Origin of the sequence: Streptomyces sp. 3MP-14, from assembly GCF_006334905.2 — a bacterium.
GTDB classification, from domain to species: domain Bacteria; phylum Actinomycetota; class Actinomycetes; order Streptomycetales; family Streptomycetaceae; genus Streptomyces; species Streptomyces triticirhizae.
This window is the reverse complement of record NZ_VDLZ02000016.1, coordinates 16,101-29,107: the sequence shown is the minus strand read 5'-3', so window position 1 is coordinate 29,107 and position 13,007 is coordinate 16,101. Positions and strand designations below refer to the sequence as shown.

The following is a 13,007-nucleotide window of genomic DNA, read 5'->3' as shown; positions in this document are numbered from 1 at the left end:
GGCACCGGACTAGACGGCGGTCCGCTTGCGCAGCACGGTGCCGGCGAGGGCCGCGCCGGCCAGGGCGACGACACCCGCCGTCACCATGCCGGCGTGCAGGCCGCTCAGGGTGGCGCCGGCGTCGGCCACCGCGTCCCCGGCGACGGAGCTGGTGCGGGCGGCGGCGATCGCGGTCAGCGCCGCGACGCCGATGGCGGCGATGTACTGCGGCAGCTGGGAGAGCCCGCCCACCACGCCCTGGTCCTCGGCGGTGACGCCGCTGGTCATCACGGAGATGAAGGCGACGACGCTGAACACGTGGCCCAGGCCCATGATCGACGAGGTGATCAGCAGGGCGGCCACGTTGCCGTCCTCGGGCAGGGTGAACATGGCGGCGGTGCCCACGCCCTGGATGGCCAGGCCGGCCGCCAGCACGACGGCGCCCTGGACGCGGGCGAGCAGTCGCCCGACGAGCATTCCGCCGATCACGGCGGCCGCGCCCTCGCCGAGGTAGCCCAGGCCCGCCTGCATCGGCGACCAGCCCAACACGTCCTGCATGTACAGGCTCAGCAGCACCGTGGTGCCCGCGCACATGCCGAAGGTGATGACGCCGAAGAGCCCGGCCAGCGACACCTTGGGGCGGCGCAGCACGTTCAGCGGCACCAGCGGCTCCGGGTGGCTCCGCTCGACGAGCAGGAAGCCGACCAGGAGCAGCAGGCCGCCGATGATCGGGACCAGCGCCTCGGGGCGGCCCCAGCCCTCGTCACCGCCGGTGGCGATGCCGTAGACCAGGCCGAAGAGGCCGAACGTGGCCAGCACGGCGCCGGGGATGTCCATGCGCTTGGCGGCGCCGGGCTCCCGGATCGGCGGCAGCGCGAAGGCACCGACCAGCGCCAGGGCGCCCATCAGGCACAGCACGACCATGGTCCAGCGCCAGTTGAGGCCGCTGGTGATGACGCCGCCGCCGAGGGCGCCGAGCACGAAGCCCAGCGACATCACGGCGCCGTTGAGGCCGAGGGCACGGGCGCGCCGCGGCCCCTCGGGGAAGTAGCCGGTCAGCAGCGCGATGGCGGCCGGGGCGATCATCGCGGCTGCCGTGCCCTGGCCGACGCGGGTGGCGATCAGCTGGCCGGGTGAGTCGGCGACCGAGGCGCCGAGCGAGAAGAGGGTGAACAGCGCGACGCCGATGGTGAACAGCCGCTTGCGGCCCACCAGGTCGGAGACGCGGGCGAAGAACGGCAGCAGGGACGCCGACGGCAGCAGGCTGGCCGTGGCGACCCACTGGAGGGTGCCGGCGGAGGAGAAGCCGAGGCTGCTCCCGATCTCGGGCAGTGCGACGGTGACGATCGAGAAGTCCAGGCCGCACATGAACGTCGCGCAGCACAGGGTGATCAGCACCGTCCACTCGCGCGAGCCGAACCGGCTGTCGTCGGGCGCTCGTGGCGGGTCGAGAATGTCGGTCGCCGTGTCGGCACGGGCCGAGGATTCCGCAACGGTCATGGAGATGTCCTTTCTTTACTGACGGTTTCCTCAGCATCGAATCCACGCGCCTGCGCAACAAGAACGATCTGTGCAACGATCGATCCGCTTCGCTCATCGTTCGAGGCGAGGGGCAACGGGGAGGGACCGGGGAGGAACATGGAGCGGCAGGAGATCGAGATATTTCTCGCGCTCGCCGAGGAGTTGCACTTCGGCAGGACGGCGGAACGGGTGGGGGTGTCGCAGAGCCGGGTGAGTCAGACCATCGCCAGGTTGGAACGGCGCATCGGGGCCCGGCTGTTCGAACGCACCAGCCGTCATGTGACGTTGACGCCGATCGGGGCGCGGCTGAGGGACGAGGTGGGGCCGGCGCAGCGGCGGATCGACGAGGCGGTGGCGCGGGCGACCGCGGCCGGCCGGGGCATTACCGGCACGTTACGCATAGGGTTTTCCGGGGCGTTCACCGGACATCTTCTGCACGACATCACGGAAGTGTTCGGCGACCGCTATCCGGGCGTCGAAGTCCTGATCCGGCAGGTGCAGATTTCCGACCCCTACGGGCCTTTACGCTCGGGCGACATCGATCTCCAGGTCAGCGAACTCCCGATTCAGGAAGCGGATCTCCGCTCGGGCCCGGTGCTGTTGTCGCAGGAGCGGGTGCTGTTGATGTCGGCTGACCATCCGTTCGCGGCGCGCGACGTGGTGAGCGTGGAGGACCTGGCGGAGGCGACGCTGCTGACGGTGGCGCGTCCAGTGCCGGCGCACTGGCTGGACCACCACTTCCCGCGCCAGACCCCGTCGGGGCGCCCGATCCCGCACGGGCAGGCCATCACGCACTGGGAGGACGCGCTGTCGCTGGTGCTGGCCGGCAAGGGCGTCACCCCGGTCTCGGCGGCGGGGGTGCGGTACTACGCGCGGCCCGGGCTGGTGTTCCGGCCGTTCAGCGACGCGCCGCGCATCGAGTACGCGTTCGTGTGGCCGGCGGACCACGAGACGGGCCGGCTGCGGGCGTTCGTGAACACGGCGGTGGAACGGGTGCGGGGCCTCGGCGGCCCGGCGCGGGCGTTGGACCGGCTGTGGCAGTCGGGCGGCGGCACCGGGTGACGGCGCGGCGGCGGCCTCAGCGCACGGCGCCGGAAAGCGCCAGATAGCGCTGGTCGGGCAGGTCCTGGAGCATCACATGGTGCAGCGTTCTGGTGTTGGGCGAGGGCGCTATGCCCAGGTCGTCGGACATCCGTCTGCGCAGCGACTGGTAGGTCTCCAGAGCGGCGGCCCGTCTGCCGGAGGCGTACAGGGCGCGCATCAGCTGGGCGTGCAGGTTCTCGTGGTAGGGGTGCTCCTCGATCAACTCGACGCTCTCGCAGACCGCTTCGGGGAAGCGGCGGGAGCGTAACAGCGCCTCGACCCGCACCTCGCAGGCGGCGAGGTGCGCCTCGTTGAGCACCCGGGCCTGGGCGGACAGCTGGCTGCCGAGCCGCACGTTGCAGAACGGCGCGCCGCGCCACATGGCCAGCGCGCTGCCCAGGACGGCGGTGGCGCGCAGCGGGTCGTTTCCGGTCATCAACGTGCGGCCCTCCAGCACGAGTTGTTCGAAGCGCGGCCGGTCGCACTCGTCGTCGGCGAGCCGCAGCACATAGCCGGTGCCGTCGGTGACCAGGCGCTGTTCGGCGACGGCGCGGACGGTGGCGCCGGTGGCGGCGGCCAGGGTCTTGCGGATCGAGCCGATGTAGGTCTGGAGCGCGGTGGTCGCGGTCCTGGGCGGCCCGTTCTCCCACACCTCGGTCAGCAGCGTGCCGACGGAGACCCGCCGGTTCGCGCGGGCCAGGAGCAGCGCGAGAACCTGGCGCTGCTTGGGGGCGGTGGGCGTGATGTCGCGCCCCTGTTCGTGGACATCCATGGGGCCAAGGAGACGGAACTCCACAGCTCCTCCTCGTCGCTGGCCTCGCCGTCCGTCCCCGGGCAGCGAGTCGATGAAGGTGCGGGTCGGTGTGGCACGGGTGTGCGTGGGGGTGGGGTGGGCCGGCGGTGTCGGCCGGTGGGGCCCTCCGCCGGGGTCGGCGGGGTTCGCCCGGGCCGTGTCGGCCGGTCAGCGGCGGGCGGCTCCGGCGAGTTCGGCCCTGCGCTGGCCGCCGAGCTCTTCGGCGAGCCGGCGGCAGACGGCGGCGGCGGAGACCAGCGTGGCGTGCCGGTGCCAGCCCGGGTAGGAGCGGCCGGCGAAGTCGTGCAGCCCCAACTCGGCCTCGGAGCCGCCGAGTGAGGTGGTGGCGTGGGCGGCGATCAGCACCCGCGCCTGGCCGTGTCGGGCGCGGGGCAGGTTGCTGAGCCAGATCCGGTCGGGGGCGGCGGTGGGGCCGGTCCACTCGCCGACCAGCAGGCGCTCCCGGTCCAGGCCGGGGAACGGCACGCGGGCGCGCAGCGCGCGCAGCACGGGGCGGAGCGGCGTGGGCCGGACGGCGGGGCCGGCGCCGGCCGCCCGCGCCTGGCGGCGCAGCAGGGCGAGCGCGGTGTCGGAGGCCGGCCCGGCGGCGGGGATGACCGCCATGGTGCCGGGGATCGCGACGATCCAGTCGTGTCCCCTGGCCTCCAACCCCCTGACGAGGGCCTCGGGTTCGAGGTGGCCCGCCGGGTCGACCAGCACGGGAAGACCGGAGGGCAGGGCGCGCGTCACGCGGTCGAGCAGCGCCAGGCAGAGCGCGGACGCCGAGGCGTAGCCGAGGGTTTCGGGCAGCCGGGCGCGCTCGCGCAGCTCGGGCGTCTCGGCCCAGCGGCGCGGCAGGTACAGCTGCCAGTCGACGGAGCGGGCGCCGGCGTCGCCGGTGAGGAACGCGCCCATCGCCAGCTGGCAGTTGACGGTGCGGCCGAGCGCCGGCACGAAGCGGCGGTGCACGCCGACGGAGAGGGTGCCGCGCTTGGGCACGATCACCGGGGCCAGGGTCAGGGAGTGCACCGGCGCGCGGTCGGCGACCCAGCGCGCCAGCTCGGCCCTGACCGGGCCCCAGCTCCAGGGGCTCACGTTGATGAACTGCTGGAGCGACTGGGACGCGGTCGGGGAGAGCGTGACGGCGGCCGCCATGCGTCCGACGGACTTCTTCCCCTGGGTGCCGAGCAGCCCGGCGAGGTAGATCTCGGCCCAGCGCCGCTGGTCGGCTCGGGGCAGGTGGGCGAAGAGCCGCTGGATCAGCGGCGCGGGTCCGGGGTCGGCGGACCTGACGTGTGCGGGTGGTGCGTTCATGGGCGCTGGTCTCCCCCTCCTGGCCGTCGCTCTTTCGAAAATATAGCGAACGTTCTGTATTTTTACAGGGTGCGGAGCGGGGATGGTGGGGCGAACCCGCGGAACGCGCGCCGGGTGCGGGGGCGTGAAGGGGCCCTGAACTGCGGGAAGTTGTGGGAGCGCGACCAGGCGGAGGGGGCGCGCGGCCGAGCAAGTGCGCCCCATAAATGGCAGGTTCCCCGCACCGGGCGCCGGCGCGGGGAACGGGGAACGGGCGGTTGGGCGCCCAGGATCAGGCGCCGGGGATCAGGCGCCGGGGATCAGGCCGCGCAGCGCCTTGATCGCCTGCGGCAGCACGTCCCTTCCGGAGCCGCCGACGGCGGCGGCCAGGTCGTCCCCGGTCTCGGCCGTTGCCTCGACGGCCACCAGCACATAGGCCAGCAGCGCGGTGACCATGCCCGGGGTCAGCTCGGACTCCACCCGCTCCTCCCGCCAGACCCGCTCAAGTCCCGTGCGCAGCTCGGGAACCCAGGAGGCGTACCAGTCGACCCGCGAGAGGCCCTCCCGGGCCAGCCGGGCCGCCGCGTGCATCCTCGGGGTGGTCGCGAACGCCTCGGCCAGCGCGAGCGCCTGGCCGAGCACGCCGTCCACGCCCCGGGCGGTGGCGGCGCCGCTCACCACCTCCCTGGTGGCGGCGGCGCCGGCCTCGCACACGGCCTCGGCCAGGGCGGACTTGGAGGGAAAGTGGAAGGTCAGGGCGCCCATCGTGAGCCCGGCCGCGCGCACGATCCCGTGCAGGGAGGTGCCGGCGTAGCCGTGTGCCGCGAACTCGATGGCCGCCGCGTCGATGAGCCGGTGCCGGGTCTGCTCTGCCCTCTCCTGCCGCGCCACGGGAACCCTTCTCCGTCGTCTCTGGTCATGTCGCACCCCCCCGGTCACGGGTGGCGCTGCCATGCTCGGGCCCCGTAGTTGGTCTCGCCGACAGCATCCCTACCGTAGTGTAAAGAAGGTCAAAAAACCGCTGGCCGGGGGCGGCTCGCGACGTACTTGGCAGGTCGGTTGGCCCCGGGGCGCGTGATGCCGCGCGCACGCCGCCCTCTCGCTCCCCCGCGCGCCCGCTGGTTGACTGGCGGGATGACCAAGGATGTAGGGAAGATCGACGGCCGGGTCGTCATGATCACGGGGGCCTCCTCGGGCATCGGTGCCGCGGCCGCGCGGCTGCTGGCCGGCCGGGGCGCGGCGGTGCTGCTGATGGCGCGCCGCAAGGCCCGACTGGACGCGCTGGTCGAGGAGTTAGCCGCGGGCGGTGGCCGCGCCACGGCCGTGGTGGGCGACGTGCGCAACGGCCCGGACGTGGAGCGCGCGGTGGCCACGGCGGTGGAGCGCTTCGGCCGGCTCGACGCGGCCTTCAACAACGCGGGCCACGCCACGCTCGGCACCGACCTCCACGCGGTGCCGGACGAGGACTTCGACGCCGTGATGGAGACCAACGTCCGGGGCGTGTGGAACTGTCTGCGGCACCAGATCCCGGCCCTGTTGGCGACCGGCGGCGGCTCCGTGGTCAACACCGCGAGCACAGCAGGGCTGATCGCCACCGGCGCCGGCGCGCCCTATGTCGCCGCCAAGCACGCGGTGATCGGGCTGACCAAGGCCGCCGCCGCCGAGTACGGCACCCGGGGCGTCCGGGTCAACGCCCTGTCGGTGGGCAGCACCAGGACCGAGATGATGGAGTCGGTCATCGCGATGGACCCGGCGATCGAGGAGAAGTTCTACGAGCGGGCCATCCAGAAGCGCGTCGCCGACCCGGACGAGGTGGCCCAGGCCGCGCTGTGGCTGATCAGCGACGCGTCCTCGTTTGTCACCGGCACGACGCTGGCGGTGGACGGCGGCGTCGGCGCGGTCTGAACGACCCCCCGACCACCGCGACCACCGCGACCACGGCCGGGCGCGGTCAACCCGCCCGCGCCCGACCGCCGTTCAGGACGCGGCGCCGGCCAGCGGCCGGGCCCGGCCGTCGGTCGCGGGGTCGGCCCACAGGGTGCCGGCGGCGGCCTCCCCGTCCACCGCCCGCAGCAGCGCCGCGTCGATCCCGCCCAGGGCGCGCACCAGGTGGCGCACGCCGGCGCGTCGCATCAACTCGCCCTGGTGGCTGTGCGGGTAGCTGCTCGGCACCCCGACGAACGGGGCGCCCAGCCGTCGGGCCTCCTCGGCGACCCGCGCCACGTCGTCGACGAACAGCACCTCGCCGTGGCGCAGCCCCAGCCGTTCGGTGATCTCCCGCAGGCCGGGCCGGACGTCGTTGGTGCAGAAGTAGACCGGGTCGTCGAACAGCTCGGTGAACGCGCCCAGATGCTCGTCGAAGTGCTCGCGGCCCAGGCCGCCGTAGCAGACCAGACGCAGCCCGGCGGCGCGCAGCCGCTCCAGCAGGGCGCGCGCGCCCTCGGCGATCTCCACGGGGTGCTCGGCGAGATGGGCCGCGCGCTCGGCGAAGTACGCCGCCAGCGCCTGCGGCCCGGTCATCTCCTGGGGCACCGCCTCGGCCAGCGCCCAGCCGGCGTCCCGTCTGCGCTGGGAGAAGACGCGGCGCTCGACCTCGGCCGAGTAGGCGCCGCCCCGGCTGGTGATGAAGCGGTGGATCAGCGGGCTGAAGGTGTCGGTGAGTAACACCCCGTCGATGTTGACCGCCGCGTGGCGCAGGTGGTGGAGCCGCCCGGTCATGTGGTCTCCTTCGTTCCCCGTTGGGGGCTGGTGTCGGTGGGGCTCCCGGTCCGTTGCTCGGTCCGGTCCCCTTCGGTGGGGCCGCCCTCCGACCCGGCCTCGCCCCGGTGGGCGGTGACCTCGGTCCAGAGGGTGGCGGCGCGTTCCTCGCTGGCCTCGATCCCGCGCAGCGCCTCGGCGGTCGCGATGCCCGGCAGCATCACGCGCCACATGTTGACGGTGCGGCGCGGCAGGTCGGCGCGCTCGGAGACGACCTGCGCGTACTCCTGCATCCCGGTGCACGCGCCGACCACGAACTCGGCCAGTTCGTCCAGCCGGACGTGGTCGCGCAACTCGCCGTCGGCGCGGGCGACTTCGAGGCAGGTCTCGAAGCTGCGCGCCCAGGCCGTGTACGGCGTCGGGTCGTGCAAACCGAAGCTGGCCTGCTCGCCGGTGAGCCGGACGCCCGCGCGCAGCAGCGGGTCGGCCTGGAGCGAGTGGGACCAGATCAGGGTGATGTCCACCAGGCGTTGCAGCCCGGTGGAGGGCACATGCGGCTCGATGGTGTGCCGCTGGGCGTTCATCACCTCGACGGCGAGGTCCTGTTTGTTCTTGAAGTGGAAGTACAGCGCCCCTGCGGTGACCCCGGCGCGCTGGAGGATCTTGTTGATGCCGGCGCCGGCGTAGCCGTACTCGTCGAAGACCTCCGCCGCCGCCCGGAGGAGTTGCTGCCGGGTCTGAACTGCGCGTTCCTGCTTCGGTGGTGCCATGCCCTCGCCCCGGGTCTCGACAAGAAAAAGAACGTCCTCTATGTTACTCGCCGAGGCGGGGTGACGCCAGATCGGCGCAGCCCCCGCATGACACGTTCACAGATGGGGGTTAGTGATGAACGACGTAACAACCGCGACGGTGTTACCGCCCGCCGGGATCGGCAAGAACCTCGTGCACAAGCACGACCCCTCCCAGGTGCTGCTCTCCGGCCTGCGGCGCACCGGCGAGGACACCTTCCTGATCACGGCGGACTGGCGGAACACCGGCCGCCCGCTGACCGCCCGTGGCTCGCACCACGACGACGCGGTGCTGCTGACGGAGACGATCCGTCAGACGTTCCCGCTGCTCTCGCACGCCGGGTTCGACGTCCCGTTCGGGCACCATCTGCTGTGGGACGAGTACCGGTTCGCGCTCGACCTGGCGGCGCTGCGCGCGGCGGACGCCGGCGGTCGTCCCGACCTCCATGTGCGCTGCCACGACATCGCCCGCCGCCGGGGCCGGGTGTCCGCGCTGACGCTGAGCATCAGCGTGCGGGACGGCGGCCGGTGGCTGGGCAACGCCCACACCAGGTTCAGCATCCAGACCCCCGCCGTCTACCAGCGGCTGCGGGGCGCGCACGGCGACGCCGAGCAGGCCATGGCGACCGCCCGCAGCCGCCCGCTGCCGCCGCCGCCCGCCAGCGGCGAGGGGGAGTTCCGCGACTCGGTGCTCTCCCCGACCGACGACCGTGGCCGGTGGCAGCTGCGCGTCGACACCCACCACCCGGTCTACTTCGACCACCCCAGCGACCACGCCCCCGGCATCCTGTTGCTGGAGGCCGCCCAACAGGCCGCGCGCTCCATGCGGCACGCCAGCTCGGGGGTGACCGAGGCGATGGAGACGCTGTTCCACCGCTACATCGAACTCGACAGCCCCTGCTGGGTGGAGGCCACGCCGCTGCCCAACGACCAGCAGGACCGCACCCGCATCCTGGTGACGATGCGGCAGGACGGTCAGCTCTGCTTCACCGCGCTGGTCTCGCTGGCCGGCGCCCCGCCCGCCCGCTGACTCCGGCGCGCACGCCGGGGCGCGGGCGGCGCAAGGGCGCGCCGCCCGCCGCCGGTCCGGCCTCAGCCGGTGCCCAGCGCCGCCGCGCGCGGCGCGCACCGGATGCCGGGCAACGTTCCCCCGCCGGTCGCCGCGACATGGGCACCGAGCACCGTGTCGTCGCCGACGACCACCGGATGCCCGACCGCGCGCAGCAGATGCAGGTCCGAGGCGTGGTCCGCGTAGGCGGTGGCCCGCGCCATGGGCACGCCGTGGCGGCGCAGCGCCTCCCGGGCGAGTCTGCCCTTCTCCACCCCGATGACCGGCCGCTCCAGCTCACCGGTCCAGTGCCCGTCGGCGATCTCGGGCTCCCCGCACAGGATCTCGTCGGCGCCCAGCAGTTCGGCCACCGGTTCCAGGCAGGGCCGGAACGAGCCCGACACCAGCACGATCAGCGCGCCCTCCCGCCGGTGCCGCCGCAGCGCGGACACGACGGGCTCGTGCAGCAGCGTGCCGGTGGCGAGTTCGGCCTCGAACCAGGAACGGCCGTGGGCGAAGGTCGCGTCCACCGGGTGCCCGGCGTAGAGCCGGTAGTACTCGCGGTTGGTCCGCAGCCGGGAGACCCCGGCGGCGGCGCGCTCCCGCAGCGTGGCGGCGGCGCGCCGGTAGGCGTCGGGCGGCAACCCCCGCTCCCTGAAGTGGTGTTCGAGGAAGCGGAACATGCTCTTGACGGTGATCAGCGTCTCGTCCACGTCGAAGAACGCGGCGCCGACCCCGGATCGTCCGGGCTGGGGCATGGGGAGATGGCCTTCCGAAGCGAGGGGACAGAGGAGAAAGGGGAGAGATGGGGAAAGAGGGGAGAGATGGGGAGAGGGGACGGGGAACGGGCGTCCCGACCGGGGGGGGTGGCTCAGGCGGCGCCGGTCGCGGGCGTCGCGGCGGCCGCCGCGCGGTCGGCGAGGAAGGCGCGGACGCCCCGGCCGGCCGTCTTGCGGCCCAGATAGCCCTCGGCGACGAGCTGTTCGAGCAGCGGCACCGGCGCGGAGACCGCGTCGGCCAGCTCGCGGTGCAGCCGTCGTTGCACTTCGAGCGCCACGTCGGCGCCCACCGTGTCCAGCAGCCGCACCGGCCCGAGCGGCTGCCCGCCCACGGCCCTGACGGCGGCGTCCAACGCGGGCGGCGCGACCTCGCCGCCGTCCAACAGCCGCAGCGCCTGGTTGAGATAGGGGAAGAGCAGCGCGTTGACGATGAAGCCGGGGCGGTCGCCGCACTCCACCACGCGCTTGCCGAGCAGCGCCGCCGCGCCGCGCGCCCGGGCCAGGGTGTGCGGGCTGGTGCCGCGCGCGGGAACCAGCTCGACGAGCGCCATGCGCGGCGCCGGGTTGAAGAAGTGCAGCCCCAGCACCTCGGCCGGGCGGCCGGCCGGCTCGGTGCAGGCGTTGACCGACAGGCTGGAGGTGGAGGTGGCGAGCAGGGTGCGCGGCGCGCACACCTCGCCCAGTTCGGCGAAGAGTTGGCGCTTGACGCGCGGGTCCTCCACCACGGCCTCGATCACCAGGTCGGCGCCGGTCAGCACCGAGCGGTCGGTGGTCGCGGTCCAGCGGTCGAGGGCGGCGCGCAGTTCCTCGTCGTCGCCGGGGGTGCCGGCGGCGGTGGCGCGTTGCAGCTGGAACGTCACCGTCTCGTGCGCCTCGCGCGCCCGCTCGGGGGCGCGCGCCAGCAGCGTGGTGTGGAAGCCGGCGCGCACACAGCTCTCGGCGATCCCGGTGGCCATCACGCCGGAGCCGACGACCACGACGTTGCGGCCGGGCGGGGCGACCGGCGCGACGGGGGCGCGTTCCTCCTCGGGGCGCGCGCCGGCGCCTTCGGCGGCGCGGTCCGTGGGGTGGCGGTGGAAGCCGTGGCCGGTCTTGTGGCCGAGCGCGCCCTGGGCGACGAGCTTGTCGAGGATGGGGGCGGGCGGGGCGTGTTCCCCGCCGCTTTCGGCGAGTTGGGCGAGGATGTCGCGGGCGGTGTCCAGGCCGATGGCGTCGAGCAGCGCCAGCGGGCCCTCGCGCCAGCCGCAGCCCAGGCGCATGGCGGCGTCCACCTCGGCGGCGCCGGCGTAGCCCTCGTGCACCATCCAGGCGGCGCGGTTGAGCAGGCCGAGGAGGAGCCCGGGTGCGAGGGAGCCGGCGCGGTCGGGCGCCGGGTGCACCGCGATCCCCGCCGTGGTCAGGACCCGGGTGACCAGGGCGGTCGCCCGGTCCCCCGCGCCGGGGGCGCGGGCGAGTTCGACGGCGTCCAGGGCGTCGGGGTGCAGGAAGCGCAGCGCCAACAGGTCGCGCCCGGCGGCGGTTTCCAGCTCGGCGGCCGGCACGGCGAGCGCCGTGGTGACCAGCGGGGCGCCCAGCCTGCGGTGGCGGGCCAGCGTGGCCAGCGTCGCGCGCTTGGCGGCGGCCGGCTCGGGCACGGCCTCCAGCACCACGTCGGCCTCGGCGACCGCGCCGGGGTCGGCGTGGATCTCGGGCGCCGCTTCGGCCCGTTGGGCGCGGTCGCGGGCGGCCGGGTCGGGGTCGATGCCGAGGACGCGCAGTCCGGCGTCGACCATCCGCGCGGCCAGCGCGCCGCCGGCGGTGCCCAGGCCGACGACGGCCACGGTGGGCGGCGGGCCGGCTGCGGGTGTCGGGTGTTCGGTCATGGGTCGTCCGTCCTCTCGATGGGGCTTTCATGCCGGGGGCGGGGCGGGGCCGGTGCGCCGGCGGCGGGCGGGCCGGTGCCGGGGGCGGGGGTGGGTGCGCGGGTTCTAGTAGCGGCTGCCGGTCGCGGCGGGGGCGGCGTCCAGCTCGGCGAGGTCCCGTGCGTCGAGCCGGAGTTCGGCCGCCGCGAGGTTGGCCGCGAGATAGCCGAGCTGCCTGGTGCCGGGGATGGGGATGACGTGCTCGCCCCTGGTGAGCGTCCAGGCGAGCGCGACCTGCGCCGCCGTCGCGCCGTGCCGGGCCGCGACCGTCTCGACGACCTCGACGATGCGGAGGTTGGCGGCGAACGCGGCGTCCTGGAAGCGGGGGTTGGTGGCCCGGAAGTCGCCGCGCTCGAAGTCGCCGGGCCCGGAGTAGCGGCCGGTGAGGAAGCCACGGCCGAGCGGGGCGAACGGCACGAACGCCGCGCCGGCCCGCGCGCACCAGCCGACCAGGCCGGTCGTCGGGTCCAGCGGCTCCCGCGTCCACAGGGAGAGCTCGGACTGCACGGCCGCCACCGGGTGCGCCCGGTGCGCCTCCTCGGCCTGCTCCACGGTGACCTCGGAGAGCCCGAGGTGGCGGACCTTGCCCTCGGTCACCAGCTCGGCCAGCGCGCCCCAGGACTCGGCGAGCGGCACGGTCGGGTCGACGCGGTGCAGGTAGTAGAGGTCGATGACGTCCACGCCCAGCCGGCGCAGCGAGGCGTCCACGCCGGCGCGGATGTGGGCGGGCGAGCCGTCGCGGCCGAGCCGCCGGGTGGCGAGGTCCTCGACGACGATCCCGACCTTGGTGGCCAGCACCGCTTCCGACCGACGGCCGGCGAGGGCGCGGCCGACGAGGGTCTCGTTGTGTCCCTCGCCGTAGGCGTCGGCGGTGTCCAGCAGGATCGGGCCGGCGTCCAGGGCGCGGTGGATCACCTCGACCGAGGCGGCGTCGTCGCGTTGGGACTCGGCGTAGCCCCAGCTCATGCCCATGCAGCCGAGCCCGATGGGGCCGACGGCGAGGCCGGTGCTGCCGAGGAGGCGGGTAGACACGTGGGTGAGGTCCAATCTCTGTCGGGGGAACGGGGGTTGGGTCGGTGGGCTCCGGGCTCCGGGCTCCGGGTCGGGTGGGGCCGGGGCGCGGGG

Annotated in this window: 12 protein-coding genes; 3 read left to right on the top strand and 9 right to left on the bottom strand. The window is 74.3% G+C overall.

Going from position 1 to position 13,007, the window contains the following annotated elements; all coding sequences use genetic code 11:
- Positions 1–9: 9 nt before the first annotated feature.
- Complete coding sequence (locus FH609_RS24170; RefSeq protein WP_139671618.1) at positions 10–1,479, bottom strand: MFS transporter; 1,470 nt, start codon at positions 1,477–1,479, stop codon at positions 10–12.
- 138 nt (positions 1,480–1,617) lie between these two features.
- On the opposite strand from FH609_RS24170, the gene FH609_RS24165 reads away from it, so the two are divergent.
- Positions 1,618–2,562 (top strand): LysR family transcriptional regulator, encoded by a 945-nt coding sequence (locus FH609_RS24165; RefSeq protein WP_139671621.1) that lies wholly within the window; start codon positions 1,618–1,620, stop codon positions 2,560–2,562.
- A gap of 16 nt (positions 2,563–2,578) precedes the next feature.
- Here the strand turns inward: FH609_RS24165 and FH609_RS24160 are convergent, their stop codons facing one another.
- The 3 genes from FH609_RS24160 to FH609_RS24150 form a co-directional block, all read right to left on the bottom strand.
- Positions 2,579–3,355 carry an AfsR/SARP family transcriptional regulator gene (locus FH609_RS24160; protein ID WP_139671624.1) on the bottom strand — a complete coding sequence of 259 codons (777 nt, stop codon included), beginning with the start codon at positions 3,353–3,355 and terminating at the stop codon, positions 2,579–2,581.
- A gap of 189 nt (positions 3,356–3,544) precedes the next feature.
- Entirely contained in the window at positions 3,545–4,690 is a 1,146-nt protein-coding gene (locus tag FH609_RS24155; protein WP_193318026.1) for a transposase, read from the bottom strand.
- Positions 4,691–4,975: 285 nt separating this feature from the next.
- The gene (locus FH609_RS24150) at positions 4,976–5,560 is read right to left on the bottom strand and encodes a TetR/AcrR family transcriptional regulator (RefSeq protein WP_226961913.1); all 585 of its coding nucleotides are present in this window, start codon (positions 5,558–5,560) and stop codon (positions 4,976–4,978) included.
- 243 nt (positions 5,561–5,803) lie between these two features.
- On the opposite strand from FH609_RS24150, the gene FH609_RS24145 reads away from it, so the two are divergent.
- Positions 5,804–6,574 carry an SDR family NAD(P)-dependent oxidoreductase gene (locus FH609_RS24145; RefSeq protein ID WP_139671633.1) on the top strand — a complete coding sequence of 257 codons (771 nt, stop codon included), beginning with the start codon at positions 5,804–5,806 and terminating at the stop codon, positions 6,572–6,574.
- A 72-nt stretch (positions 6,575–6,646) separates the two neighbouring features.
- Here FH609_RS24145 and FH609_RS24140 read toward each other — a convergent pair whose 3' ends face one another.
- Both FH609_RS24140 and FH609_RS24135 read right to left on the bottom strand, forming a co-directional pair.
- Positions 6,647–7,387, bottom strand: coding sequence for an HAD family hydrolase (locus tag FH609_RS24140; RefSeq protein WP_139671635.1), 741 nt, complete (start codon positions 7,385–7,387; stop codon positions 6,647–6,649).
- Positions 7,384–8,136 (bottom strand): ScbR family autoregulator-binding transcription factor, encoded by a 753-nt coding sequence (locus FH609_RS24135; protein WP_139671638.1) that lies wholly within the window; start codon positions 8,134–8,136, stop codon positions 7,384–7,386. Before FH609_RS24135 ends, FH609_RS24140 begins: the two co-directional genes overlap by 4 nt.
- A gap of 115 nt (positions 8,137–8,251) precedes the next feature.
- On the opposite strand from FH609_RS24135, the gene FH609_RS24130 reads away from it, so the two are divergent.
- A complete protein-coding gene (locus FH609_RS24130) occupies positions 8,252–9,184 on the top strand; it encodes a ScbA/BarX family gamma-butyrolactone biosynthesis protein (protein ID WP_139671641.1) in 933 nt (310 codons plus the stop codon).
- A 62-nt stretch (positions 9,185–9,246) separates the two neighbouring features.
- Here the strand turns inward: FH609_RS24130 and FH609_RS24125 are convergent, their stop codons facing one another.
- The 3 genes from FH609_RS24125 to FH609_RS24115 form a co-directional block, all read right to left on the bottom strand.
- On the bottom strand, positions 9,247–9,960 hold the full coding sequence (locus FH609_RS24125; protein ID WP_139671644.1) for an HAD family hydrolase: 714 nt from the start codon (positions 9,958–9,960) through the stop codon (positions 9,247–9,249).
- A gap of 113 nt (positions 9,961–10,073) precedes the next feature.
- On the bottom strand, positions 10,074–11,843 hold the full coding sequence (locus tag FH609_RS24120) for a 3-hydroxyacyl-CoA dehydrogenase family protein (protein WP_139671647.1): 1,770 nt from the start codon (positions 11,841–11,843) through the stop codon (positions 10,074–10,076).
- A 105-nt stretch (positions 11,844–11,948) separates the two neighbouring features.
- On the bottom strand, positions 11,949–12,914 hold the full coding sequence (locus tag FH609_RS24115) for an aldo/keto reductase (RefSeq protein WP_139671650.1): 966 nt from the start codon (positions 12,912–12,914) through the stop codon (positions 11,949–11,951).
- Between the last annotated feature and the right edge of the window lie 93 nt (positions 12,915–13,007).

Excerpts from the sequence above, each read along its gene's own strand:
- FH609_RS24135 (WP_139671638.1), bottom strand. The coding sequence starts at position 8,136 with ATGGCACCACCGAAGCAGGAACGCGCAGTTCAGACCCGGCAGCAACTC.
- FH609_RS24170 (WP_139671618.1), bottom strand. The coding sequence starts at position 1,479 with ATGACCGTTGCGGAATCCTCGGCCCGTGCCGACACGGCGACCGACATT.
- FH609_RS24155 (WP_193318026.1), bottom strand. The coding sequence starts at position 4,690 with ATGAACGCACCACCCGCACACGTCAGGTCCGCCGACCCCGGACCCGCG.
- FH609_RS24125 (WP_139671644.1), bottom strand. The coding sequence starts at position 9,960 with ATGCCCCAGCCCGGACGATCCGGGGTCGGCGCCGCGTTCTTCGACGTG.
- FH609_RS24160 (WP_139671624.1), bottom strand. The coding sequence starts at position 3,355 with ATGGATGTCCACGAACAGGGGCGCGACATCACGCCCACCGCCCCCAAG.
- FH609_RS24120 (WP_139671647.1), bottom strand. The coding sequence starts at position 11,843 with ATGACCGAACACCCGACACCCGCAGCCGGCCCGCCGCCCACCGTGGCC.
- FH609_RS24130 (WP_139671641.1), top strand. The coding sequence starts at position 8,252 with ATGAACGACGTAACAACCGCGACGGTGTTACCGCCCGCCGGGATCGGC.
- FH609_RS24165 (WP_139671621.1), top strand. The coding sequence starts at position 1,618 with ATGGAGCGGCAGGAGATCGAGATATTTCTCGCGCTCGCCGAGGAGTTG.
- FH609_RS24145 (WP_139671633.1), top strand. The coding sequence starts at position 5,804 with ATGACCAAGGATGTAGGGAAGATCGACGGCCGGGTCGTCATGATCACG.
- FH609_RS24140 (WP_139671635.1), bottom strand. The coding sequence starts at position 7,387 with ATGACCGGGCGGCTCCACCACCTGCGCCACGCGGCGGTCAACATCGAC.